The following is a 22,571-nucleotide window of genomic DNA, read 5'->3' as shown; positions in this document are numbered from 1 at the left end:
GTCGTATGCCACAGAGGTCGGCAGCGCTGTCTCGACTGCAAGTGTCGCTATCAGGACCGACATCGAGGCAAGGCGGGTCAGCAACTTGCCTGAGCTGTTCGGATGCAAACTGAGCGAATGCAAACGCATGTGCCAGACTATAACCTTCTGACTAGTCCGTCGAGATTAGACCGAAAAGCGTACAGACTAGTCCGACCGCAGGATTGTTCCCCGGGATTGTAGCGCGCATTTTGTCCGATGTCGGGGGCGGATCGGACCGCTACTCTCCAAGCGACCTGACTGACATGTTTAAGGCACCTCCTTTTGACTGGGAGGCGTTGCCGTTTTGCGGGAGGTAAGAAAATGGCACTGGTTGGTAGGCAAGATGATGGAATTCTTGGTCGCCAATATGGAAGTTTCGGGGGAAAGCCTGTCTCCGCCTTGAGAACGCAAGGTGACCATGCTTCCGCTTGGCATCAAGCACCACAACGGTTCGACAGCGTTGCTGTCGAGCCACGGCAGAGCAGCCTTGCATCTGTTGTGAGAATGCTTGATCGCATCGGTTGTGGCTACCTGATCCTGAACAGCGACAGGAAGGTCATGGAGTGGAATTCAGCCGCTCAAAACACCTTGGAGCGCGAAGGCGAGGCAGCCGATACGGCCAGCAAGGTATTTGCTGCGCTGAGACGGCTGATCGCAAACGTGCCGGGCAATTTTTCTCCTGGCACGCTTTCATGGGTGGTGATCCGAGGCATGGGCGACAGGCCCCTGATATTGAACGAGAAGGGCATAGCAACGCCTGACGCGACAAGCATCGTGGCGCTGCTGGATCGTGAAAACAGGTCCGGGCCAAATCCCCAGACGCTGCAAAGAATGTTTGGTCTGACGAGTGCCGAAACGCAGCTCGCACTGCGCTTGGCGCAGGGCGATGCCCCTTTGGAAATAGCCCGCAAGCGGCGCTTGAGCCGGACCACGATAAGGTCGCAGCTGGCGTCGCTGTTCGCCAAGACCGAAACACGGCGACAGGCGGAACTGGTAGCTCTTCTTGGGCGCATATGCGTTTTGCCGTGAGGCAAACGCCTTTACCATGCGCGCGCACAACAGGCTTGTGCGCGCAATCTGTCGCTGATGTGCTTGTCGGCCAGCCTCACCTTACCGCCGTCGCGTGCGCACCCGGCCCAATCTTGGGCGGATTGCAAACACGTGATTAAGCACGTGCCAGCCCGCCACCTTCATGACCGAAGGCCGGAAGATCTGTATCCCATCCAGGAACGTGGTCAACCAGGACTGCTGGTGGAACCGCATGGGAATACGAGCAACCCGCAGCGCCCGCAGCAATGTCTCGGGAGGCGGGAGATGGTTGCGGTCTTTGATGAGATTCCAGTTAAGCTGCTTGACGGCGAGGGTCACTTCGTCGACCTCGCGGAAACTCTTTGACGTGGTAATGCTTGGATGGCTCGTTGCATCATAAAAGGTAAGCGGATCGCTTATCGCCACCATGTCCCCATGGCTGGCTAGATCGACGAAGAACAGTTGATCCACTCCGGCCGGAATCTCTTTGTGCGTGCGCATCAAGCAGCCGGCACGAATGACGTCGCTGTTGATCAACAATGTGGATGGAATGATCCCCAGGCAGCGTGTCGCGCGCACCAGATAGAGGTCCATCAGGCACTGCTGGCTGGAATAAAGGGAGATCGCTTCCTGCTCCTTGGGGACTTGGCGAAATCTCACTCGCTTGTCCTCGATTATGTTTGCGGCTGACGTCATGAAGGCAACCGACGGGTGCTGTTTGGCAACTTCGGCGAATGTCCTGAGTGCACCTGGCGCAAGCCAGTCATCGTCGTGCAGCAACTTGATCCACCGTCCAGCGCAAGCCAGCATAGCGTTGTTGGTGTTCTCCACCTGACCGCGACCTCGGCTGTTCTCGATGATGCGGATGCGAGGTTCGCTTCGTGCATAGTCGGTCACGATAGCCCAGGTCTCGCCCTCCGGTCCCTCGTCGTCGCTCACGACCAACTCCCAATCGGAGTAATCCTGACCCAGGACGCTGTCGATCGCCCTGCGGATCGTATCGGGCCGGCGAAAGGTTGGTATCCCGACAGAGATAAAAGGGCGTGACCATGAGACATCGGCACGGTCATGCTGGGTGACCGCAACTGCCGCTTGAAGATTGTCAACCGACGACGAATTCATGGTGTTTTTTCCTCGAGACATTCATGTTGGATGCACGTTGCAGCGCCTGCTGGTTGGGGGTCGTGGGTCAACAAATACAGCGATGCTGCCATTTTCAGAGCGAAACCCGACGCGCCGCCGGCGGCCATGAAATAGATGACGGTGACTGGCTGCCAGCCCGCCTGGGCGCCGGCGAGCAGCGGGCCAAACACGAGAACCGCTCGTGCGAGGTCGATGACCAGTCTTGTTCCTTGCCGACGTAGCAGAGCGGGAACGTCGCTAAGCGGAGTAGACAACGCTTGTGCCGCGCCCATCAGCGCCAGTGCGGTCATGATTTCCGCGGTGGGCATCCAAGGCTCGCCCAGGAGCGGAACGACCACATAGGGCGCGGCGAGTCCAAGCAGCAATATCGGCACCGCGGTAAAGCCGGCGGCCAGCAGGAGAAGCCCGCGTGCCACGCCAAGCAGGTGTCCACGATTGTTGTTCTGGTTTGCTTCGGCGACAAAAACATTGCTGAGCGGTGAAGCGATCAGCGTCACTGGACCGGTAACCAGGCGCGTTGCCACGCCCAAATATCCGGCAAATGCGGTGCCGAACAGCCCACCGACAAGAACTGCCGGAAGATTGTTGATCGCTATGCTCGCGAGTGTTGCGGGGATATCGAACAGAGGAAATTTGTATTCCCGCCGGGCCTTTTCGAACACCGCACGCCAAGGTGCCCGGGCGATGCCGCGCAAATCCTCCCAGCTCGTCACCCGATAACCGATATACCCGATAAAGACGAACTGGCTCAAAATATGGGCATGGATCATCGCTTCGCCGCCAAGGTTGGCAATGCCGAAAACCAATTGCAGTGCAGCCATGCTCGCCGGCAGGATCAGCCGCCCAAGGGCAAAGTCGCGCAAAAGCCCAGCACGCAGGCTCCAGCAGTTCATGGCTTCGACCAGACCTGCGCCTCCCATTCCGATCGGAATGAGCCAGGCAAGCGAGCCGAGGCGGTTGGGAGCAAGGTTCGACAGCATCTGTCCGGCCGAAAAGGCCAGGACGGTGGTCACGAACACAGCCAAAAGGATAAGCTTGACCGTCACATAGGCCTGGGCGCTCCCCTTAACCCCATAGAGTGACGCCTCGAAGCGCAATGCTGCGACCCCGGCGAGTATGTTCACAATCGACAGATAAATCGTAAAGATGCCGAAATCCGCAGGCGAATAGAGCCGCGCCAAGACCGGAATCGCAGCAAGAAGGGTGAGTTGGCCGACAATTGCCATCGCCGACACCTCACCAGCTGCACGAATGATCGAACCGATCGTGCTCGGCCGAACAGCGATGATGGCTGTGTCGGCCGCGGGAACCATCTTGGGTCTCAGAAGGTCGCTCAGTGCCATCGGTTCGCGCTTCCGAGGGAGGCAAATATCGGGGATTGCCGCAGCCTACGATGCACACCGAACGTTGCCATCATTCACCTGAATGACGCGCTCTGCGGACAGGCTGCACCCTGAATCGTCCGGGCCGCTCCCTGGATGAACCGCCCCCGGATCGTCCGCGGCCCAAGGACGAGCCTATGCTTGGTCATGCTATCTGCTCGCGCAAGAGGTCGGCGCTATCCTCGAGCCGATATCCGGCATGTTTTTTCAAGTTCACTTGCGTGAGGACGCTGCCGACGGGTACCGCAAGAGAACCGTTGCCCTGAAGGAGTTCCAGCACCCCGCGAGCGAGGGTACGTGGCGTTTTCCTCCATCGGACGGCAAAAAGCACCGCATCAGCCCATCCAGCCAGAAATTTGGCTTCCGGCCGCCCGAGCGCCGACGGCAGGTTTATGATGACGATGCGATAGGTCAAGTGCAGATCCGCCATCACTTTGCCCCCATCCTCGCAGGACAACACCGCCAGCAGATCGTCCGACGGAGCAGCGGTCATCACGTCGATGCCGATTTCATGCAGACTGGCCACGGCGTTTTCCAGGTTGCTGCGATTGCAGACATAATCAGCGAAGGAATGGCGGCTCTTGCGCTCGCTGAACTGATGCAGGAACTCGAGCGTGAGTTGAACGCCCTTGCGTTCAAGATCGATCAAGAGAACACGACCGCCCATCCGCGTGCCGGCCAGCGCCAGACTCCATGCGAGCTCGGTCCCCCCATCCTCCGGGACGCTGGAGGTGACAAGCGCCGTGTACGACGAACGAGCCCTCAGCGCATTGGGCGCCGCAGCAATCAGCAACGACGTCACGGCGCGGCTATAGGCGGAGCTGCGCTCGCCCAGGACAAGGGTTCGCAGTCGTTTGGCATGCACCCTGCCTGCTTCGGGAATCTGCCCCATACATGGAACCTTGAGCACCGCTTCCGCCTCGGTCTCACCGCGGAAAGTCCGATCGAAGTGATTGCGCATCGTGACGAAAATCGCGCCCAGTATAGCGAACACAATCATCCCGGGCGGAACAAGGAAGATGGCGGGCAAGGTCTGCGGGATGGTCGGCGGCCATGCCGCCGATAGGATGGAAATTCCAGCCGAGGGAACTCCGATACGCCGCGTCAAATCCTGTTGCCGGCCAAGAAGTTCGTTGTATCGCTGGGTCAGCAAACTGACCTGCGGCTCGAGAACCCGCAACCCGGAAAGCCGGCTGGCGGTGTCGGCCATGACCGCATCCAAAATGGCCTTCCGGCTCTCAAGAGTGGCGATCTGGGCACGGAAAATGTTTGCGTCCGCAGCAATCTTGTCGATGCCTTGTTCGACCTTGCTTTCGGTCAGGTTTCTGAGTTCTTGGTCCGCAGGCGCGCGAGCCTGTCGAGCCGCAAGATCGGCAAGTTCAGGCCCGCCAATGGCTTCGGCCACGGAGACGAAAGAAGCCCCCTGCGCTCGAAGCTCCTGAACATGTCGCAGCCGAGTTTCCACAGCGGCGAGATCTGCGTTTGACATCGACAATTGCTGGCTGAGGTCGGCCCGTTCCCTGGCTGCATTGTCCGCCGAGCCTTGGTCGATGGCTCCGTGGCTCAACCGATATTTCTCAAGGCGGTCGGCCGCTGCCTGCAGATCGTTTTGCAGCCTGGGCAGGCTGGTGGTGATCGCATCGAGTTCTTGCTGGTCGGATGCCTGCCTTCTCCTTATCAGATTGTCGACATAGACCTGAGCGAATGTGTTGGCCACGAGCGCCGCCCGCGCGGGACTGTCATCGGCGAAAGCGACGGAGACTACTCTCGATCGCAGCTCCTGCCCGACCCGCATTCCTTGCCGCAAGGCTCTCAATTCAGAGGCATCCTCGGCCTGTGAATCGCTGATTGTTTTGTCCGCTCCTGGCCACAGTCGGTCCAGTAGACCACCGGCAAGCGAGCGTGTCCTCGGGGGAGGGATGGCAGACGGCTCAAGCCGGGAATTCCCGCTAGCGGAATTGTCCTGTCCGGTTTCAGCCGCACCTGTCTTGCGCAGTGCCGCCATGACGCGGCGCAGATGGTCTTGCGACGATAGCATCGTGATGTGGTCATCTATGCTTGAATCGACGAGGTCCTGCGAAGACGGGGCGCCGACGGGCAGTGAACCGCGCGATGGGGCGTCGATGATAAGCTGAGTAGTTGCTTCGTAGAGAACCGGGCGAAGACTTCCCAGCAACCCCGCCAGCAGCCCGCCCAACACAGCGAAGGCAACAATAGACCATTTTCGCCTTGCCAGAATCACGAAGAGTTGGTGCGACGCGGTGGCCGGCTCGACATATTCGCGCAATGACCGCACGTGCACTCTGCCTTCGAGAACCGGTGCTGGTGGTTGATTGATCCGTGGCAGCTGGATCGGGCTGATTGCGGAACCTACCATTTTATACTCCTGCCAGATCGGGTTCATGAATTGGGCCGGTTTCCTGTGCTTGCCGGTTGGCTCGGCTCCGCCAGGCCTGGAACATCAATGCGGACCACAATTCGCGCGAGCGGTTCTGGCCATCAATGTGATCGCGCCAGCAGGCGTCGATCTTCGCAGCGTCCAATACGTCACTGCTTTCTGCTCGCATGTCGGCGAGAAGATCGCTGGCCCAGTTGCGCAGCGGACCCCGCAGCCATGCTGCGATAGGGACATCGAAGCCCTGTTTCGGACGCTCGATCAGGTGCTGCGGGAGATAGCGGCGTAGCAATTGACGAAGGATCCATTTGCCGGCGCCATCACGAACTTTCATGTTGGATGGCAGCCGCCAGGAGAATTCGACAACGCGGTGGTCAAGCAGAGGACACCGGCCCTCAAGGCTGTTGGCCATAGTGGCACGGTCCAGCTTCACCAAGATATCGCCAGGCAAGTACCCCGCCATGTCATCGCACAGAAGACGGGAGAGCAGGTCGTCAAGCGGCGGACCGCCGTGGCCGTAGATTGGTTCGGTGGGCCGCTGACGTCCCAGGTTTTCAGCCTGTGGCCGCGCCAGCCGCTGAAACAATTCGTCTTCATTCGATGCCGTGAGCAGCCGGGCGAGACGTTCCATCCGGTCGCTCCGGATAAAATGCCTCGCGCTCGCAGAGAGTGGCAGTTTGCCGATGACATCGTCGCGTCCGGCGCGTGCGAAAAAACCTGCCCCTGCCGCCAAGGTTCGGCGCAGTTGTCGGGGCAGGCGCAGGTGTCGTTTCAACCGCTCCGCCATGAAGTGGCGGCCGTATCCTGCGAAGCATTCGTCACCGCCGTCGCCCGACAGCGCTACGGTGACGTGCTGACGGGCGAGCCTGGCAACGAGCAAGGTCGGTATCTGCGATTCATCGGCGAAGGGTTCATCCCAGACCTGCGGCAACTCGGGAATGACGTCACGTGCGGCGCTGGGCGAGAGGTGAAGTTCGGAGTGGTCGGTGCCCAGATGACGGGCAACGGCCGCTGCGTATGGAGCTTCATCAAAGCCGCCCTCTGCGAACGAGATCGTGAAACTGCGAACCGGCTTGCAGGATTGAGCCTGCATCAGGGCGATCACGGCTGAGCTGTCGATCCCGCCCGACAGGAAGCCACCCAGAGGGACGTCGGCCATCATGCGTTCCCGCACGGCCAGCCGAAGCCGGTTGTCCAGTTCGTCAACCAGATCTTCGTCGGTGCCGGTAGCGGGGTTCCGTCGCCCATCGGCTGCAACGTCAGCCAGTGACCACCAGCGGTGAACGCGTTGCGAAAGACGGTCCGCGCTGCGGTCTTCGGCACAATTCGCCGCGGTGACGGAAAGGACGGAACCAGGCGGCAGTTTGAACACGCCTCGCCAGATACAGAGATGGTCCGGCACCCATCCCGTTGAAAGCATTGCCGCCGCGGCATCAAGATCAAGGTCGGGAGAGAAGCCCGGAAAGGTGTTGATCGCCTTCAGCTCAGAGGCGAAGACCAATGCGTCTCGGGTCGAAGCAACATAGAGGGGCTTTTTGCCCATCCTGTCACGGGCCAGATAAAGGCTTCTTGTCTTCAGATCCCACAATGCGAACACGAACATTCCGGCAAAGCGTTTGAGGGCGGTTTCAAGCCCCCAATGCTCGATTGCGCTGAGCATCACTTCGGTGTCGCTGGCGCCTTGAAAGGTTTGGCCCGCACCCTCAAGTTCGCGACGTAAATCGCGAAAATTGTATATCTCACCGTTGAAGGTGATCACGTATCGGCCGCTGGCAGAATGCATCGGCTGGTGCCCGGCGGCTGACAGGTCGACAATTGCCAATCGCCTGTGGCCCAATGCGATTCCAGCCTCGCGATCGGCCCAGAGCCCTTCGCCATCCGGGCCCCGGTGACGCAGCGATGCGGTCATCCGCCCGATCGCTTGGAGCGGCTTTATGTCTGTGGCATCGGAAGCCAATAGAATTCCGGCGATCCCACACATTTAGGGCACCCTGGGCTCGGCAAGTTGCCGCCGAAGTGCGGTCGGATTTCCGGCAACGAGGCAGAAAGCCAGCGAAAACCACACGATCGGATGGCGGATGATCAGGTGAGGCATGCTGAAGATTATCGTCGACGCACCGAGCACCAGCAGCGCGTCGAATCCCGCTCGCCAGGCAAGCGACATTGCGGCTCCCACGATCCAGACCAATGCCATCACCGCAAGCAATCCGCCCTGCAGGTAAAGGTCAAGAACGGTATTATGGGCCTCGAAAGGTCGCTGCAGAAATTGACGGTCGGCGACGGGCGGGCGCTCGAGGTGAGGCCCAGGGCCCAATCCCAGCGACCCGGATTTCAACCCCGTTTCCACCGCGTCCTGCCACAGATAGAGCCGGAGTTCGAACGTTTCGAGTGTCGCTTCCCCACCCTGGTCCTTGGTAAGGCTCTTGGCAAAATGGGCGACGCTGGCCTCTTCGGTGAGCGCGTAGGGCGTCATCGCCAGCGCTAAAGGCAAGGAACCCGCCAACAGCACAATTGCTGCCAAGCGGGGCAGGCTGGCGCGACCGCTTGTTGCGATCCATGCACGAAGCCGCAATCCGAGAAAGACGAGGCAGCTCAGGATACTGGTGTAGAGATAGGTGTCGCTCTTCGTCAGCCGGCCGACATAAAAGGTCAGGATCAGGCTGGAGAATGCGAGCAAACGGCGCCATGGGTTGCGGGTGGTCGTGGCAAGGTGCAAAGCCAGGGGGCCAAAAAGCGCGCAATAGAGCGCAAGTTGGTTCGGGTTCTCGGACCAGCCCCGGAATCTGTCCCAGAACCAGGGGTCGACGCCGGGCTGGTGGGCTACCCCAAATGCCAATCCCAGCTGAATTACGAAGCTTCCATTGGCGATGGCGATCACCCACCAGGCACTGCGGCGAAGGTGACGATCGGCGTCGGGCTCCGCGGCCGCCAGGCATGTGAAGCCGGCCAGCAGCATGTAGGCCATCAGGTCATGTACCAGCCCGGTCAAGTAAAGGACGGTGGTCAGGTAGCCGACGATCGTGCCGATTCCCAAAGCCAGCGACAAGATCAGCCAGAAGCTCGCCAGTTGGACAAAAGCGGGTGTGACCTGGAGACGACCCCCGGCGAATATTCGTCCAATCGCCAGAACGATCCAGATCGCGATGAACAATTCGCCATAGCCGAGCGGCAATCCCGGAACGGCCAGTTGCGTCGCGTAGGACATCGCAACTCCCAGGGCGAGCAAGGCGTCCCGGATCATTGACGTGCTCCGCCCCGGTGATCTGCGAGGCTGCCCTCAAGCGCGACAGCAGGGAGCGGTCGCGGAAGCCCCGCGCGGAGTGTGTTTTCGTACAGGTCGCAGTACTGATCGACCACCAACGGCAGGGCAAATCGCTCCCGCACAAGTTCAGCGGAACGGACGCCCATTGCCTTTGCCCCAGCGCGGTCGGACAGCAAGTCTATTGTTCGCGAGGCAAGGGCATCGGCGTCATGCGGTGCAACCAGGTAGCCATTCCACCCGTCTTCGACGACGTCTCTGCAGCCTGGCATCCTGGAAGCCACGATTGGCAGTCCCGAAAGCCCCGCTTCCAGCAACACACGCGGTACTCCTTCGCGATACTGGGTGGGAAAGGCGAATACATCGGCCATGCCGAGGAGATCAGCGACATCGCGTCGTGGACCCAAGGCCAGCACATGAGATGCGTGCCGGTCGATCTCGGACTTGTCGATTGCGAATGAGCCTTCGGATTCTCGCGGGCCGACAAGCACAAATCGTGCTGCTGGTCTTTCGGCCACGACGCGAGGAACCGCCTCGAGGAGGGTTCCCACACCCTTCTGACGGGTCAAGCGGCCGACAAAGATCACCACTTCGGCGGACTGGAGGCCGAGTTCCCTACGCATCTTCGTTGCCGAGGACCCGAGATGGCGCACCGTTGCGAACGCATCGACATCGATTCCGGAACTGCGTATCAGTCGCGAGCTTCCGCGACCGGTCAGCCGAAAGCGCTCGAAGAACAGTTGGTCATCACGATTTTGGAAAACGGTCGCCGCCGTCCACGAAGACGCGAGCCATTGCAGCGCGCAATAGACCGGACGCAGGGCCAAAGCGCGAGGCGCCAGAGATGAGAACGTCCAGCCCAGCCCGTTGATGGTGCGAATAACCGGAACTGTTCCCCGCATGGAAAGGGGCGTCAACAGATTTGGCTTGGTGTCGAAACTCTGGATGATGTCGGGCCGAAGCTCCCGCATCAATCGGCGCATCGTTCCGAGAGCACGCCATTCCCCGCCGCCAGATGCAAACCGGTCGAAGGAGAACCTGTGATGCGAAATGTCATGCCTTAAAAACGGTACGGGAGAACCGCTCGAGACCGCCGTAACGCGAAAGCCTTTCTCTCGCAGCGCGATGAGGAAGGGAACTCTCAAGGCGTGATCCTCGCCTCCCACGCAGACCAGATGTGGGTTCATCTGCCTCTCCCCAGCGCACACGGCGGGCAATCGAGTAACTGACGCTCTCGATGCTGCCACGGCCCGGTTTCATCACCTATGAGCGCATCCCGCCCGAGTGCACGCTATGGGGAGGCCGGGTTCCTGTCCTCGTCCGTTTGAATGACACCATGATGTTTGGAAAGGGGTAGGACCAGTGAGGCGAGATTCCCTCGCGGTGGGGGAGCGCTAATGTCCCTCCTGTCTTGCCGACGCAGTCTCACCGGGACGCCCCCACGGCATTGCCTGAAGTGGGTACGATGAGTGGCTGGAGTAAGGCGTGGCGGACCTGAACTCCGCGGCTCGCTGATGGGCGCGAAGTTCGGACGCTCGGCCCAAACGACTGTCGGCGAGGCACCAAGACCTCGCCGACCTTTAAGGCATTCGTCGCTGGAGCGTCAGGTGACCAGGAAAGACGATGCGGTAATCGACAGATGCGGAGAGAGGCTCGCGAAATGGATCTGGTTTGCGCCTCCGACGCCGTCGCTGTCGAAAGAAAGAGCTCCGGTCGAACTGTTGTAGATAATGTGATCGGAACTGTCATGCGCCGCTTTGCCGGCAAAGAAAGCGTCCGACGAGAGGCCCCCCTGATCGAGACCGGCAAAGATGGAATGGTCGAGGTGGATCTTGTCCTGGGCTTTGTTGAAATCAGTGATCCTGTCGACGTTTCCAGCGCCAAGGGCGGTACTGAACACGAAGGCATCTCTGCCCCCGTGCCCGGTCAACGTATCGGCTCCGCCGCCACCGTCGATCTTGTTGTTACCGGCATTGCCTTGAATGGTCTGTCCGAATTCGTTGCCGGTCAGATTGATGGCGGCCTTGCCGGACGTCTTGGTGGTTGCGAGTTGCTCGATGTGCGAGCCAGCCGAAAGAGCGAAGCTCACCGAGGCAAGAACCTTGTCGAGGCCGCTTCCTCCCTGCTCCACCACCTTGTCGTGGGCATTGTCGACGTAATAGGTGTCATTGCCGCCATAGCCGGTCATCTTGTCGGCGCCACCGCCGCCATTGATCTTGTTGGCACCGCCATTTCCATAGATGGCTTGACCGAATTCGTTGCCGGTCAGGTTAATGGACGCCCTGCCACCGGAATTGGCGGTGGAGAGCTGCTCGACATGTGATCCCGCCGTAAGAGCGTAACTCACCGAGGCCGCGACCTTGTCGAAGCCCCCGTTTGGCGCTTCCATGACCTTGTCATGAGCATTGTTGACGAGATATTTGTCATTGCCCCCGGTTGCGTGGAAAACGTCTGCGCCGCGCGTGCCATGGAAGACATGATCGCTGCCCGACGGGGCCGGCCCGGTGGGAGCAGGGGTGCCGACGTGAGTAGGAGGTGTGGTCGGTGTGCCGACCGGATCACTGACCGGGGGCGTGACAGGATCACTAACCGGGGGCGAGACCGGGGCATGGGTGCCCTCGAGATTGTGCTGGAGGAAAAAGGCTTTCAGTTCCGAGGCGCTTTCAAGCGCGGTGTCGCCATTCTGCGTTCCCCATTTATAGGTATAGTCAAAGGCCGGCGACGGAACCAGTGCGGCCCAACGATCAATCATGGCCTGCTCCTGGGCAGCGGTGGGCATGACAAACTTGCCGCCAGCGCTGGTTTCCCAGTTGCCACCACCGAACGCCTGGTAAAGCGGGACGATCTTGTCAATCGGGATGCCCGCTTCACCGGCAGCCGCAACCATCTTGTCGATATGGGTGTAGTCGGGAGCCGAAGTGTTGTTGATGGGGTAATAGCCGATACCGTAGAAATCGATGCCCGTATTCGCCGGATTGTAAGCGGCGTGGGCCGGGTCGTTCGGGTTCATGTAGCTCGGGGAGCCATCCGTGCCCAAGTTCATCATCGTGATGAAGGTCTTGGCGCCGGGAACATGAGAATGAATCCAGTCGGATTCCGCCTTTAGATTTGCAGCGGTTGCGTAGCTGCCCCACTTGCCTGTCGGATCAGGCTCGTCGCTAAGGTAAAACCCGAACACATTTGGATTACCTATGAAGGGAGTGACTTTATCAATGAAAGACGAAGTTACTCCGTCGTGCTCACCGAGATAAACCAAGCCTTTCATGCCATCCGGCAAGGCATTGACTTGCGAAACGTACTGAACATCAGCCAGATTGAATCCGGCGGTTGCGATCTCGGCGGCTGATCCACCGGACGCGTAGTGGAGTGTCATCCAAAAATCCTTTGGTTGATTCGGTTATGCCCCACGTCTGCTTAGTTGACGGCGCATATTAGGCCCAAATCAAATACGACACCCGCTGGATAGAATCTTTGATCGCCGACAGGATTGCTGCACAGCAGGAGATGTTCCGCTTCGGGTCAACCGAAGTCTTTTAAAACAGTGCCGCAACAACAACATAAGCCCCTCTCATCCGGCTCATTGTTGAGCCGCGTGATTGGGAAATATCCGCCTTTCCCGACCGGGTTATCCCCAACTAGGGGAAAGCCAATTGGGGTGCCTCGGCACATGAACCGAGGCTTGCGCTGACGCCCTCGCGGCTCACCCGCCAACTTGACGGTCGAAAGATCGTGCCGCTTGCGGCGTGAAGCGGCCACCTATCGCTGCTTTAGGAGCACTTTCTGCTTTGATCCTATTTAAAAAATCGATGGCCCAACTCTCGTTTGAAATATGATCCGACCCAGCGCATGGAGAAAAAGTCATCTCTCCAAAATATATGTCACCGTTAATGCTGTACAAATCGACCCTGACAAACTCAACATCCCTAGATATCGTTTCCGCGATCTCGATCATTTTTTCGAGATTTTCCGGCCTTTCTACGTTTTCTGGTAGGTCATAACCATACATGACATCAATCTGCTTAAAATCCGGAAGAGAAAAGACAGCCCTTTTATGATCAACAAATCTACCGACGTCGACCTGAAGATAAATTGCCTTGCCGCGAACGCAAAAGAATTTGTAGTCACTTAATTCACCACCAGTAGAAATGTTGTCTTCGACAATTAATTTCTTTTCCATTTTATAATATTGTGTCTCTCGTCCGATATTAAAGTACGACCTCTTAGAGAAATTTAAGAATTCCTCTAGAGTTTTCCTATTGAGCGGTTTGTCGAGGAATATAATTTTTCCAGAGGAATGGGTCGGCTTCATCACGAAATGACGTCCGAGGAAAGGCTGGATCCAAAGTAAAATGTCATCTGCCGTCGTATTTCTATCTATCTTGAATACAGAGATCGTCTTTGGGATTTTAAGGCCTGCGATTCCACTAGCTATGTACTTAGCATAATGCTTATCAACGCAAATCTTCTCCAGGTATCCCCATCTATTTCGTATCATTCTGTCAAATATAAAATCATTTATCGTAGCCGATTGACTGGAAACCCGTCTTGGGAACCTGTTGTTCCCGTTAAAGAATCCCGCTGCTGCTATGGGGTAGTTCAGAACGTAGAAATTCGGGGTTATCAAGCTGACCCTATATATCGTTTCCCAGACAGCTCTTCTTAATTTCCGATACTTCTTTTCCACGCAACACCCCACTACGCGGATAACGCACGGCTAACGCGGCGTCCGCTCTGATAACGACGATGGCGAAGGCGCGATCCGCCTCCTTGGGCAGGTTGGCAGCCGTCACAGATGGGGCCGGTCGAACCCGTCGGCCAGCGCCCCGAGGTGAACGAGCCCTCCAGTCGCCATCCCTGCGCATGCGTTAAACCACAATACGTCAGGCTCGATCACCGTCCTCCTCCGTTTGAATGACGATCCGGCGTGCCGGCCTGACGGTCGTCAATTTGCCGCCTCTGGAAGTCTGGGAGACTGATGGTCTGCTCGGGTGATTGGTGTATCGGGGCGAGATCAAATACAGAATACAGAACGACAAAAGGTTTGATTGATCTAAGTTGTTGCTCCGCATCAGGTATTTTGTGTCAACGACCGTGGCGTCTTTGAAAGTGTGTGGAAGCAAGGACATAAGCCCCTTTTGCGTGTTCCATTCTGGACTGCGTTACTAGCGTGAATTGCCGTTTTTTGGGGGAGTTATCCCCAGCCTGTGCACGCTGCGGGTCGCGTTTCGTTGGTCCTGCGCCACGAATCCGCTGCATTTTCCTCAAAGTCGACGTATGTAAGCAGAGCGTAATAAGGGGGGCGACGGATAGCGGCTGCTATGCGCACCAAGAAAGGTTTGAGCCATCACAATTTACGGAAGTAACGGCGCGGCAGTGTCGCGCGAACGACCGCTGGTCATGAAAACATCGGGGGCCGGTTCTCCCGAGCTGCGTTCCGCCATTCTCGCCTGCATGCCTGGGCTGCTTGGCGTGGCGCTGTTTTCGGCAGTGATAAACATTCTCGCCCTGACCGGTTCGGTCTATATGTTGCAGATCTACGATCGCGTTCTGCCGTCGCAGAGCGTTCCCACCCTGGTGGGATTCACGATCGGCATGCTGGGCTTGTATGCGGTCTACGGGCTCCTGGATTTCGTGCGGCTTCGCGTGCTGGTCCGCATCGGCAGTCTTCTCTATAGAAATTTGCAGCAAAAGGTGTTCTCCATCTCCCTGTCCTTGCCGCTCAAGGCAGGACGTGATGCGGGCCGCTTGCAGCCTTTGCACGATCTTGACCGACTGCGCGGCTTTCTTTCCGGAACGGGACCGACGGTCATCTTCGACGCTCCGTGGATCCCTTTTTATCTGGTGATCATTTATTTGCTCCATCCTTTGCTCGGCTTGTTGGCAACCGTCGGCGCGATCGCCGTGGTCCTCCTGACGGCGGTTGCGGAAGTCTTTAGCCGTGGTCCGGCCGCGCGCGCCTCCGAAGACTTGTCGTCGCAACGGGCGCTTGCCGACTCCGCCCGGCGCAACGCCGAGGTTGTTCATGCAATGGGGCTTTCTGGTCGACTGGCTCGACGCTGGAGCGACGTCAGCCGCGCATATCTTGGTCAGCAGGAGCGCCTCTCGGATGTCGTCGGTGGCGCCAGTTCCTTCTCGAAGGCGCTTCGCATGGGTCTGCAATCCGGCGTTCTGGGGCTCGGTGCCTACCTGGTCATCGGCGGTGAAGCTTCTCCTGGGGTGATTATCGCATCTTCCATATTGCTCGGCCGGGCCTTGGCCCCAGTTGACGCGGCCATTGCAAACTGGAGAGGTTTTCTATCGACCCGGCGCAGCTATAGCGAACTGGCAGCTGTCATGGCTGCATTTGGCAGTCAGGACGATCCGATGGAATTGCCTCGTCCACAGGCACGATTTGCCGTCGAGCAACTGACAGTCGCGCCGCCCGGCCTGACAAGACCGACCGTTGTAAATGTAAGTTTCCACCTGTCGAGGGGGGCTGGAATGGCCGTCGTCGGCCCGAGCGGCTCCGGCAAGACGACGCTGGCCCGTTCGTTGGTCGGGGTGTGGAAGCCGCTCCATGGCTCGGTGAGATTGGACGGCGCCTCTCTCGATCAATGGAACTCGGAACATCTCGGCGCCCATATCGGCTACATGCCGCAGGATGTGGAGTTGTTTGACGGCACGGTAGCAGACAACATTTCGAGGTTCCGAGGCAAGACGGATCCAAAAGGCGTCCTTGCGGCGGCAAGAGCCGCCGGCGTCGAGAAAATGATCATGCAACTCCCTCAGGGATTTCAGACCCGCATCGGGGAGGGGGGAGCAGCCCTGTCGGCAGGGCAGAGGCAACTCGTGGGTCTCGCCCGAGCCCTTTATGGCGAGCCGTTCCTTGTCGTGCTCGACGAACCGAACTCGAACCTCGACGTGGATGGAGACGCTGCCCTGGCCGGCGCCATACGGGCAGTGCGTCAGCGCGGGGGCATCGTCATTGTCGTTGCGCATCGTCCCTCGGCACTCGCCAACATCGATCAGGTGCTGGTTATGTCGAACGGGACGGTTCATGCCTTTGGCTCGCGCGAGGAGGTCTTGGCGAACGTGCTCCGACCTTCACCGCCTGTTTCACCTCGGCCATCTTCTTTGGCGCCGATACCGGGGGTTGCCGGGCATGCATGAGGCTCTGCTCGAAACATTCGTCACCTTCTCGTCCTATGCCCGGACCCTTCGTGGCAGCAAAGGACCTGCCGTGAGCTCGCCAGATCTGCCGGACGGTATACGGGCCAACCTGATATTCGGCTTGGTGATTACAGGTCTGCTGGTCCTCGGCGGCGGCCTGTGGCTGGGATTGACCAAGATCGCCGGCGCCGTGGTTGCACCGGCCACCGTGGTGGTAGAAAGCAACGTCAAGAAGGTCCAGCATCAAACCGGAGGAACAGTGGGCGGGATCTTCGCGCAGGACGGAGATCATGTGCGAGCCGGCGACGTGCTGGTCAGGCTGGATGACACGCTGACACGCGCGAACCTGCAAATCATCAGCGAGGATCTCGATCGCGCGACCGTTCGCCTCGCCCGGCTGGAGGCCGAGCGCACGGGCTTGGCGGAAATGCAGCTGCCGGTCGGCCTGAAAGCGCGAATGAACCAACCGGAGCTGGCTGCGCTCGTCAACGGCGAACGCGCTCTCTTTGAAACGCGCTCTTCGGCTTTGGCTGGACAGAAGGCACAGCTGAGAAGCCAATCCCAGCAACTTGAACGTCAGATCGACGGTCTTAAAGCGCAACAGAGCGCGGTGGATGAATCGGTTGCCCTGCTGAGCAAGGATTTCGCCGACGTTGATTCCCTCTACGCCAAAAAACTCGTCTCCAAGGAGAGGGTAAGCAACATCAAGTTGGATGCCACCCGGGCCAGGGGAGAATCGGGTCGCCTCGCTGCAGCAGTAGCTGAAGCCCAGGCGCGCATCAGCGAAACGGGGTTGCAGATGCTGCAGCTGGATGACCAAAGGCGCACCGACGTGACGACCGAACTCCGCGAGACCGAAGCCAAACAGACCGAACTCAACGAACGGAGGATTGTGGCGCAGGATGAACTGACCAAGACAACGATCCGCGCGCCACAGTCCGGAACGATACAGGAATCGGCTGTCCATACCGTCGGCGGCGTTATCGCGCCTGGCGAGATGCTTATGACCATCGTACCTGATACCGACGATCTTGTGGTGGACGCGCTGATCCCTCCGTCGCGGGTCGACGATGTCCGGCCTGGGCAGCCGGTATCAATCCGTTTTCCGGCGTTCGACGTGGGAACCACTCCGGTCTGCCAAGGGTCAGTGAAACACATCTCGGCAGATCTGATTAAAGACCCGCAACGTCAGCTTTCCTATTTTTCGGCGCGTATCAAGGTTGAAAGCAAATCGAGCTGCCTGACCGAAGCGAAGGTGCTGAGGCCAGGTATGCCCGCCGAGGTTCATATCCGCACCGACGAACGCAATGTCTGGTCTTATCTGTTGAAACCCTTTGCGGATCAGATGTCCAAAGCGTTTACGCAGTGATGGCGAGGTGGAGGAGGGCGTGACCAATAGGATATCGGGATTTCTGGCGGCCCGACGGCTTTTGGGGGCGGGCGGCCGTCGAGCCTAACCGGCGACGCGGGGATGAAGCGCCTCCGGCTGGAGGAAACATGCGCGTTGTGTGACGCTACCGCATCATTCGAATAGCGAGGCTGGTTTACCGTCCCCAGACAACGGCATTCTCATGCCGTTTGATGATGTGCTTCAGGTTTTCGAAGGCGGTCGTGACGTGGCCGGCGAAGCGCTCTGCCGCCGGTGAGCGTGGTCCGCTGACCCGGCGAAGGATACCGAGTGAGCGGCTGGGCTGCGGGATTTCATAGGGCAGCACCGTAACCCGGCTCTCCTTGCGCTGCGCGAAGACTACGGAGAATGGCAGCACGGCCAACGCATCGGTTTCGGCAAGGAAGTTGATCACGCTCATCAGCGAGCCTCCCGAATAGCGGATGTTCAGGTCCGACATGCCGATGCTCATCAGGATCATCTGCAGGTCCGACATCAGCGGAGAGCCGGGCAGGGGAGCCACCCAGGGAAAGCTGGTCAGGTCATGCGCCCTGAGGCGGCGATTTCGCAGCAGGGGATGATCGGGCCGGCAAGCCACGACATTGCGTCCGGGCAGGATTTCGGTGAATTCGAAGCCGGGACCAAGGTCGAGCACGCCGATCGGCACGATGCCGAGGTCGATCTGGTTGCTGTCCAGCGCCGCGACCATCTCGGGCAGGTTCATGTAGCTCTGCTGAACGGTGACCTCGGGTTCGAGCTTCTGGAATTCTCCGATCATCCGGCTGATCATCGCGTCCATGAAGAACGGCACGCCGCCGACACGGACGACACCTTTGGTGCCTTTCATGAAGCCCTGCACCGCATCCGACGCCTTGCGCGACGCGGTGATGATCGTGCGGCCCTGCGCCGCCAGCTGGAAGCCGAGCGGCGTCGCCTGCAGCGGCCGGCGGCCCTTGAGGAACAGCGGCTCACCCACCCGCGCCTCCAGCATGGCCAGTGATCGGCTGACCGCCGGCTGGGTCAAGCCCAGCATGGCGGCTCCTTCCGACACGCCGCCGGCATCCAGCACCGCGGCGAGCTGCATGAGGTGGCGCTCGTTCAGCTTCATAGCAAAACGCTATACAAGGGACGTCACATCTCATCAAGCATCGCGTCGGGCCGTGCTATCCCGCTTGGCAAGGGGAAGGGAGGCCCCGGCGGAATGCACGGCCAGCACGACCCGAAGCGGGATGAGTCCCCCAAGGCGATATCGACGCAGGCCGAGGAATTCTCGCGGCGCCTGACGGCAATGGGCCAGTCCCGCCTGGCGGCGGCGGCGCAGGCAGCCGTGGATGGTTTGCACGCGCTGATCGTGGAGTTGCGGCCCTCCGGCGAGGAATTCCGCCAGGCGATCTCTTTTCTGACCGAGGTTGGCCACTACGCCGATGCGCGGCGCCAGGAATGGGTGCTGTTCGCCGACGTCCTGGGCGTGTCTTCGCTGATCGAGGATCAGAACAGCCCGCGCCCCGCCGGAGCGACACCAAACACCCTGGCCGGGCCCTTCTACCGGGCCGACGTGCCGGAGATGCCACCCGGCGCGAACATCTCGCGCGATCACAAGGGCGAGCCGCTGGAGGTCGCGGGCCGCATCGTCGCGCTCGACGGCGCGGGGGTCGGCGATGCGACGGTCGAGATCTGGCAGGCCAATGCCGAGGGTCTCTACGAGAACCAGGAACCCGACCGCCAGCCGGAATTCAATCTGCGCGGACGCTTCCGTACCGATCCGCAGGGACGGTTCCGCTTCACGACGGTGAAGCCGAAGGGCTACACGCTGCCGTCGGACGGACCGGTCGGTCAATTGATGTCAGCGCTGGGCCTTGGCCTCGAGCGGCCGGCCCATATCCATTTTCGCGTCTCGGCGGAGGGCTTCGAGACGCTGACGACCCACATCTTCGACCGGTCGGACCCTGCGATCGGCCGGGATGCCATCTTCGGGGTCAAACCCGAACTCATGGCCGAGTTCCGCGCGCTGCCGCCCAATGGAGGAAAACGCAAGCACGCGCTCGACCTCAACCTCGTGCTCTGCCCGCAGCGGCGGAGCGATACCGAAACCTCTGGGAGGAGATGACCGATGGCACGTATCAGCGGCTACCACCATTTGACGCTCTCGACCGACAGCGCTCAGGAAGATTTTGATTTCTATACCAAGGCGCTCGGCCTGCATTCGGTGAAGCGCACCGTCTTGTTCGACGGCGTCATCCCGGTCTACCACCTCTATTACGGCTCGCCCAATGGCGATGCGTCGACGATCATCACCACCTTCCCGTTCCGCAAGCCGGGCGTCTATGGCCGCCGCGGGTCCAATCAGTCGCGCACCATCATGCAGTCGATCCCCAGGGGCGCCGCGGATTTCTGGGTCGACCGGTTGAATGCGCGCGGCATCGAGGCCATCAAGATCACCCGTTTTGGCGCCGACCGTGCGGCTTTCGCACATCCCTGCGGCATCCCGCATGAGCTGGTGGAAAGCGACAGGGATCCCCGCGCGCCCATCACCAACGAGGCGCAGGGCATCGGCAAGGCCCACGGCATCAAGGGAATCTACGGCGCCGTGGTGGCGGTGATGGACCGCACCGCCATGGACGACTTCCTGACCATCGCATTGCCGATGGAGAAAGAGGCCGACGACCACGAGGGGCTCGTGTTCCGCGTGCCGGATGCGGCCGGCGTCGCACAGCGCGTGGAGGTCATTGTCGACCGCGACAGCCCGCAGGGCACCTGGACTCTGGCGGGAGGCACGATCCACCACCTCGCCCTCAACACCGGCGACGAAGAGAACCAGTTGAAGCTGCGCGCTCATATCGAGGGCCTCGGCTTCACGGACATATCGGAGCAGAAGGACCGCAACTACTTCAAGTCCTGTTATGTCCGCTCGCCCGGCGGCGCGCTGTTCGAAATTGCCTGGACCACGCCGGAAGGCTGGGCCAAGGACGAGCCTCCGGGCCAGATCGGCAAGACGCTGGTCTTCCCGCCTTGGTTCAAGGACCGCGAGAGCGAATTGCAGGCCGGCCTGGAACAGGCGGATTTCGCGTGAGTTCAGGCAGCGGTCCGCTCCGGCTTGGGCCAAGAGGCCCGGAGGCTAAGGCGATTTGCGTCTTCGTCCACGGCCGCGGCCAATCGCCCGAAGAGATGCAGTCCCATGTGCTGTCGCGGCTTTCCGCGTCGGCCGTGGCCTTCATCCTGCCGCGCGCGCCGCACGGCATGTGGTGGGAGGCGCGTGCCGTCGACCCGTTGACGTCGGTCGCCCGCGCGCAGCTCTCTGACGCGCTCGACCACCTTGCGGCCGCAATGGTTGCGGCGCGTGCCGAACTGCCCGGACTGCCGCTGCTTCTCGCGGGCTTCTCGCAAGGGGCGTGTCTCTCGATCGAATATCTCTGTGCGGGGCTGCCGCCGCCGGACGCTTTGGCGGCCTTCACGGGCTGCCGTGTCGGCGTTCCGGCGGACGAAAGATCCGAGGCGGCGCCGGCCGGAATGCCGATTTATCTTTCCGGTGGTGATGCCGATCCGTGGATACCGGTCTCGGCGTTTGCCGATGCCGCGCAATCGCTGGGCCGGATTGGCGCGAGCCTGCGGGCCGATCTGTTCCCGGGCCGCGGCCATGAGGTCTCGGACGCCGAGATTGCCATGCTGGGCACTATCCTCGACGACCTCGCGGCCGGGCGTGGCCCGCGCATGGAGGCGGCGCGATGATGGACAGCTTCACCTTTCCGGGCCTGACGACACGGGTGGTCTTCGGTGCCGGCACCATGGCTCGCGTCGAGGAGGAAGTCCGGCGGCTCGGCCATGAAAAGGTGATGGTGCTTTCGACGCCGCATCAGAAGGGCGATGCGGAAAGGCTGGCCGCAAGCCTTGGTGGCCTCGCCGCCGGGATCTTTGCCGGCGCGGTCATGCATACCCCTGTCGAGGTCACGGAAAAGGCCATCGATACCTTCCGCGGCAGTGGCGCTTCGGCGGTCGTCAGCCTCGGCGGCGGCTCGACCACTGGGCTCGGCAAGGCCATTGCCGTGCGCACGGGCGCCGACCAGGTGGTCATTCCCACCACCTATGCCGGCTCGGAAATGACCGACATACTCGGCGAGACGGCAGCCGGCGAGAAGACCACCCGCCGCTCGCCGGACATTCGCCCAGAGACGGTGATCTACGACGTCGATCTGACACTGAGCTTGCCGGTAAATCTCACCGTAACCTCGGCGATGAACGCGATCGCTCATGCGATGGAAGCCTTGTATGCCCCCGATCGCAATCCGGTCATCGTGCTGATGTGCAGGGATGCCATGGTTGCCTTTCGGGAAGGCATTCCAAGGTTGATCGGCAATCCGCAGGATCGCGCGGCGCGGACGCAGGCGCTCTATGCGGCGTGGTGCTGCTCGACCGCACTCGGCTATGTCTCGATGGCGCTGCATCACAAGCTGGCTCACGTCTTCGGCGGCTCGTTCGACACGCCGCACGCCGAAACCCACGCCATCCTGCTGCCCTACACGACCGCCTTCAACGAAGCGGCGGTGCCCGATCTGCTGCGCCCGATCGCTGAGGCATTCGGTGGTGGTTCGGCGGGCGGCGGGCTCTGGGATTTCGCACAGTCGGTCGGCTCTCCGCTGAGCCTGAAGGCGATCGGCATCGAGGAGGCCGATCTCGACCGCGCGGCGGCAATCGCGGTGAAGAATGCCTATGCGAATCCAAGGCCGATTGATCCGGGATCGATAAGGGAACTCCTTCAGGCGGCGTGGGAGGGACGCCGTCCGGGGGACTGAGAACAAAACAAGAGGGAGG

General features: G+C 60.3%; 16 protein-coding genes. 7 read left to right on the top strand and 9 right to left on the bottom strand.

Translation table 11 applies throughout. The features are described from left to right. Window positions 1–342 precede the first annotated feature (342 nt). Entirely contained in the window at window positions 343–1,050 is a 708-nt protein-coding gene (locus EN879_RS00510) for a helix-turn-helix transcriptional regulator (protein ID WP_024502429.1), read from the top strand. Window positions 1,051–1,131: 81 nt separating this feature from the next. Here EN879_RS00510 and EN879_RS00505 read toward each other — a convergent pair whose 3' ends face one another. The 8 genes from EN879_RS00505 to EN879_RS00470 all read right to left on the bottom strand — a co-directional run bounded on the left by EN879_RS00505 (window position 1,132) and on the right by EN879_RS00470 (window position 13,913). After that, window positions 1,132–2,172 (bottom strand): glycosyltransferase family 2 protein, encoded by a 1,041-nt coding sequence (locus EN879_RS00505; protein WP_063167492.1) that lies wholly within the window; start codon window positions 2,170–2,172, stop codon window positions 1,132–1,134. Next, window positions 2,169–3,536 carry a lipopolysaccharide biosynthesis protein gene (locus EN879_RS00500; RefSeq protein WP_013533110.1) on the bottom strand — a complete coding sequence of 456 codons (1,368 nt, stop codon included), beginning with the start codon at window positions 3,534–3,536 and terminating at the stop codon, window positions 2,169–2,171. The genes EN879_RS00505 and EN879_RS00500 overlap by 4 nt, the downstream gene beginning before the upstream one ends. A gap of 184 nt (window positions 3,537–3,720) precedes the next feature. Beyond that, window positions 3,721–5,979: an exopolysaccharide transport family protein gene (locus tag EN879_RS00495; protein WP_244514268.1), complete on the bottom strand. Its 2,259-nt coding sequence runs from the start codon at window positions 5,977–5,979 to the stop codon at window positions 3,721–3,723. Next, the gene (asnB, locus tag EN879_RS00490; RefSeq protein WP_063167493.1) at window positions 5,954–7,951 is read right to left on the bottom strand and encodes an asparagine synthase (glutamine-hydrolyzing); all 1,998 of its coding nucleotides are present in this window, start codon (window positions 7,949–7,951) and stop codon (window positions 5,954–5,956) included. Before asnB ends, EN879_RS00495 begins: the two co-directional genes overlap by 26 nt. Beyond that, window positions 7,952–9,211: an O-antigen ligase family protein gene (locus tag EN879_RS00485; RefSeq protein WP_063167494.1), complete on the bottom strand. Its 1,260-nt coding sequence runs from the start codon at window positions 9,209–9,211 to the stop codon at window positions 7,952–7,954. It abuts the gene before it with no gap. Further along, complete coding sequence (locus tag EN879_RS00480) at window positions 9,208–10,416, bottom strand: glycosyltransferase family 4 protein (protein WP_063167495.1); 1,209 nt, start codon at window positions 10,414–10,416, stop codon at window positions 9,208–9,210. Before EN879_RS00480 ends, EN879_RS00485 begins: the two co-directional genes overlap by 4 nt. Window positions 10,417–10,832: 416 nt before the next feature. After that, on the bottom strand, window positions 10,833–12,602 hold the full coding sequence (locus EN879_RS00475) for a calcium-binding protein (RefSeq protein WP_063167496.1): 1,770 nt from the start codon (window positions 12,600–12,602) through the stop codon (window positions 10,833–10,835). Window positions 12,603–12,929: 327 nt separating this feature from the next. Then, entirely contained in the window at window positions 12,930–13,913 is a 984-nt protein-coding gene (locus tag EN879_RS00470; RefSeq protein ID WP_164745800.1) for an ATP-grasp fold amidoligase family protein, read from the bottom strand. A 713-nt stretch (window positions 13,914–14,626) separates the two neighbouring features. Here EN879_RS00470 and EN879_RS00465 point away from each other — a divergent pair. Together EN879_RS00465 and EN879_RS00460 are read left to right on the top strand one after the other, a co-directional pair. Continuing rightward, a complete protein-coding gene (locus EN879_RS00465) occupies window positions 14,627–16,378 on the top strand; it encodes a type I secretion system permease/ATPase (RefSeq protein WP_063167497.1) in 1,752 nt (583 codons plus the stop codon). After that, window positions 16,371–17,747 (top strand): HlyD family type I secretion periplasmic adaptor subunit, encoded by a 1,377-nt coding sequence (locus EN879_RS00460; protein WP_013533102.1) that lies wholly within the window; start codon window positions 16,371–16,373, stop codon window positions 17,745–17,747. Before EN879_RS00465 ends, EN879_RS00460 begins: the two co-directional genes overlap by 8 nt. 175 nt (window positions 17,748–17,922) lie before the next feature. Here EN879_RS00460 and EN879_RS00455 read toward each other — a convergent pair whose 3' ends face one another. Further along, window positions 17,923–18,873 carry a LysR family transcriptional regulator gene (locus tag EN879_RS00455; RefSeq protein WP_013533101.1) on the bottom strand — a complete coding sequence of 317 codons (951 nt, stop codon included), beginning with the start codon at window positions 18,871–18,873 and terminating at the stop codon, window positions 17,923–17,925. Window positions 18,874–18,966: 93 nt separating this feature from the next. On the opposite strand from EN879_RS00455, the gene EN879_RS00450 reads away from it, so the two are divergent. The 4 genes from EN879_RS00450 to EN879_RS00435 are packed head-to-tail and all read left to right on the top strand — an operon-like array spanning window position 18,967 to window position 22,552. Continuing rightward, on the top strand, window positions 18,967–19,872 hold the full coding sequence (locus EN879_RS00450; protein WP_127273918.1) for a dioxygenase: 906 nt from the start codon (window positions 18,967–18,969) through the stop codon (window positions 19,870–19,872). 3 nt (window positions 19,873–19,875) lie between these two features. Next, a complete protein-coding gene (locus tag EN879_RS00445) occupies window positions 19,876–20,835 on the top strand; it encodes a VOC family protein (protein WP_013533099.1) in 960 nt (319 codons plus the stop codon). After that, window positions 20,832–21,491: a dienelactone hydrolase family protein gene (locus EN879_RS00440; protein WP_013533098.1), complete on the top strand. Its 660-nt coding sequence runs from the start codon at window positions 20,832–20,834 to the stop codon at window positions 21,489–21,491. The genes EN879_RS00445 and EN879_RS00440 overlap by 4 nt, the downstream gene beginning before the upstream one ends. Further along, on the top strand, window positions 21,491–22,552 hold the full coding sequence (locus EN879_RS00435; RefSeq protein WP_063170176.1) for a maleylacetate reductase: 1,062 nt from the start codon (window positions 21,491–21,493) through the stop codon (window positions 22,550–22,552). Before EN879_RS00440 ends, EN879_RS00435 begins: the two co-directional genes overlap by 1 nt. Window positions 22,553–22,571: the final 19 nt, after the last annotated feature.

Origin of the sequence: Mesorhizobium sp. M7A.F.Ca.AU.002.02.1.1 (assembly GCF_003998535.1) — a bacterium.
Taxonomy (GTDB): Bacteria; Pseudomonadota; Alphaproteobacteria; order Rhizobiales; family Rhizobiaceae; genus Mesorhizobium; species Mesorhizobium ciceri.
The sequence above is the reverse complement of the archived record's forward strand: the minus strand, read 5'-3'. Positions and strand labels throughout refer to the sequence as shown.

Excerpts from the sequence above, each read along its gene's own strand:
- EN879_RS00510 (WP_024502429.1), top strand. The coding sequence starts at position 343 with ATGGCACTGGTTGGTAGGCAAGATGATGGAATTCTTGGTCGCCAATAT.
- EN879_RS00505 (WP_063167492.1), bottom strand. The coding sequence starts at position 2,172 with ATGAATTCGTCGTCGGTTGACAATCTTCAAGCGGCAGTTGCGGTCACC.
- EN879_RS00500 (WP_013533110.1), bottom strand. The coding sequence starts at position 3,536 with ATGGCACTGAGCGACCTTCTGAGACCCAAGATGGTTCCCGCGGCCGAC.
- EN879_RS00495 (WP_244514268.1), bottom strand. The coding sequence starts at position 5,979 with ATGAACCCGATCTGGCAGGAGTATAAAATGGTAGGTTCCGCAATCAGC.
- asnB (WP_063167493.1), bottom strand. The coding sequence starts at position 7,951 with ATGTGTGGGATCGCCGGAATTCTATTGGCTTCCGATGCCACAGACATA.
- EN879_RS00485 (WP_063167494.1), bottom strand. The coding sequence starts at position 9,211 with ATGATCCGGGACGCCTTGCTCGCCCTGGGAGTTGCGATGTCCTACGCG.
- EN879_RS00480 (WP_063167495.1), bottom strand. The coding sequence starts at position 10,416 with ATGAACCCACATCTGGTCTGCGTGGGAGGCGAGGATCACGCCTTGAGA.
- EN879_RS00475 (WP_063167496.1), bottom strand. The coding sequence starts at position 12,602 with ATGACACTCCACTACGCGTCCGGTGGATCAGCCGCCGAGATCGCAACC.
- EN879_RS00465 (WP_063167497.1), top strand. The coding sequence starts at position 14,627 with ATGAAAACATCGGGGGCCGGTTCTCCCGAGCTGCGTTCCGCCATTCTC.
- EN879_RS00460 (WP_013533102.1), top strand. The coding sequence starts at position 16,371 with ATGCATGAGGCTCTGCTCGAAACATTCGTCACCTTCTCGTCCTATGCC.
- EN879_RS00455 (WP_013533101.1), bottom strand. The coding sequence starts at position 18,873 with ATGAAGCTGAACGAGCGCCACCTCATGCAGCTCGCCGCGGTGCTGGAT.
- EN879_RS00450 (WP_127273918.1), top strand. The coding sequence starts at position 18,967 with ATGCACGGCCAGCACGACCCGAAGCGGGATGAGTCCCCCAAGGCGATA.
- EN879_RS00445 (WP_013533099.1), top strand. The coding sequence starts at position 19,876 with ATGGCACGTATCAGCGGCTACCACCATTTGACGCTCTCGACCGACAGC.
- EN879_RS00435 (WP_063170176.1), top strand. The coding sequence starts at position 21,491 with ATGGACAGCTTCACCTTTCCGGGCCTGACGACACGGGTGGTCTTCGGT.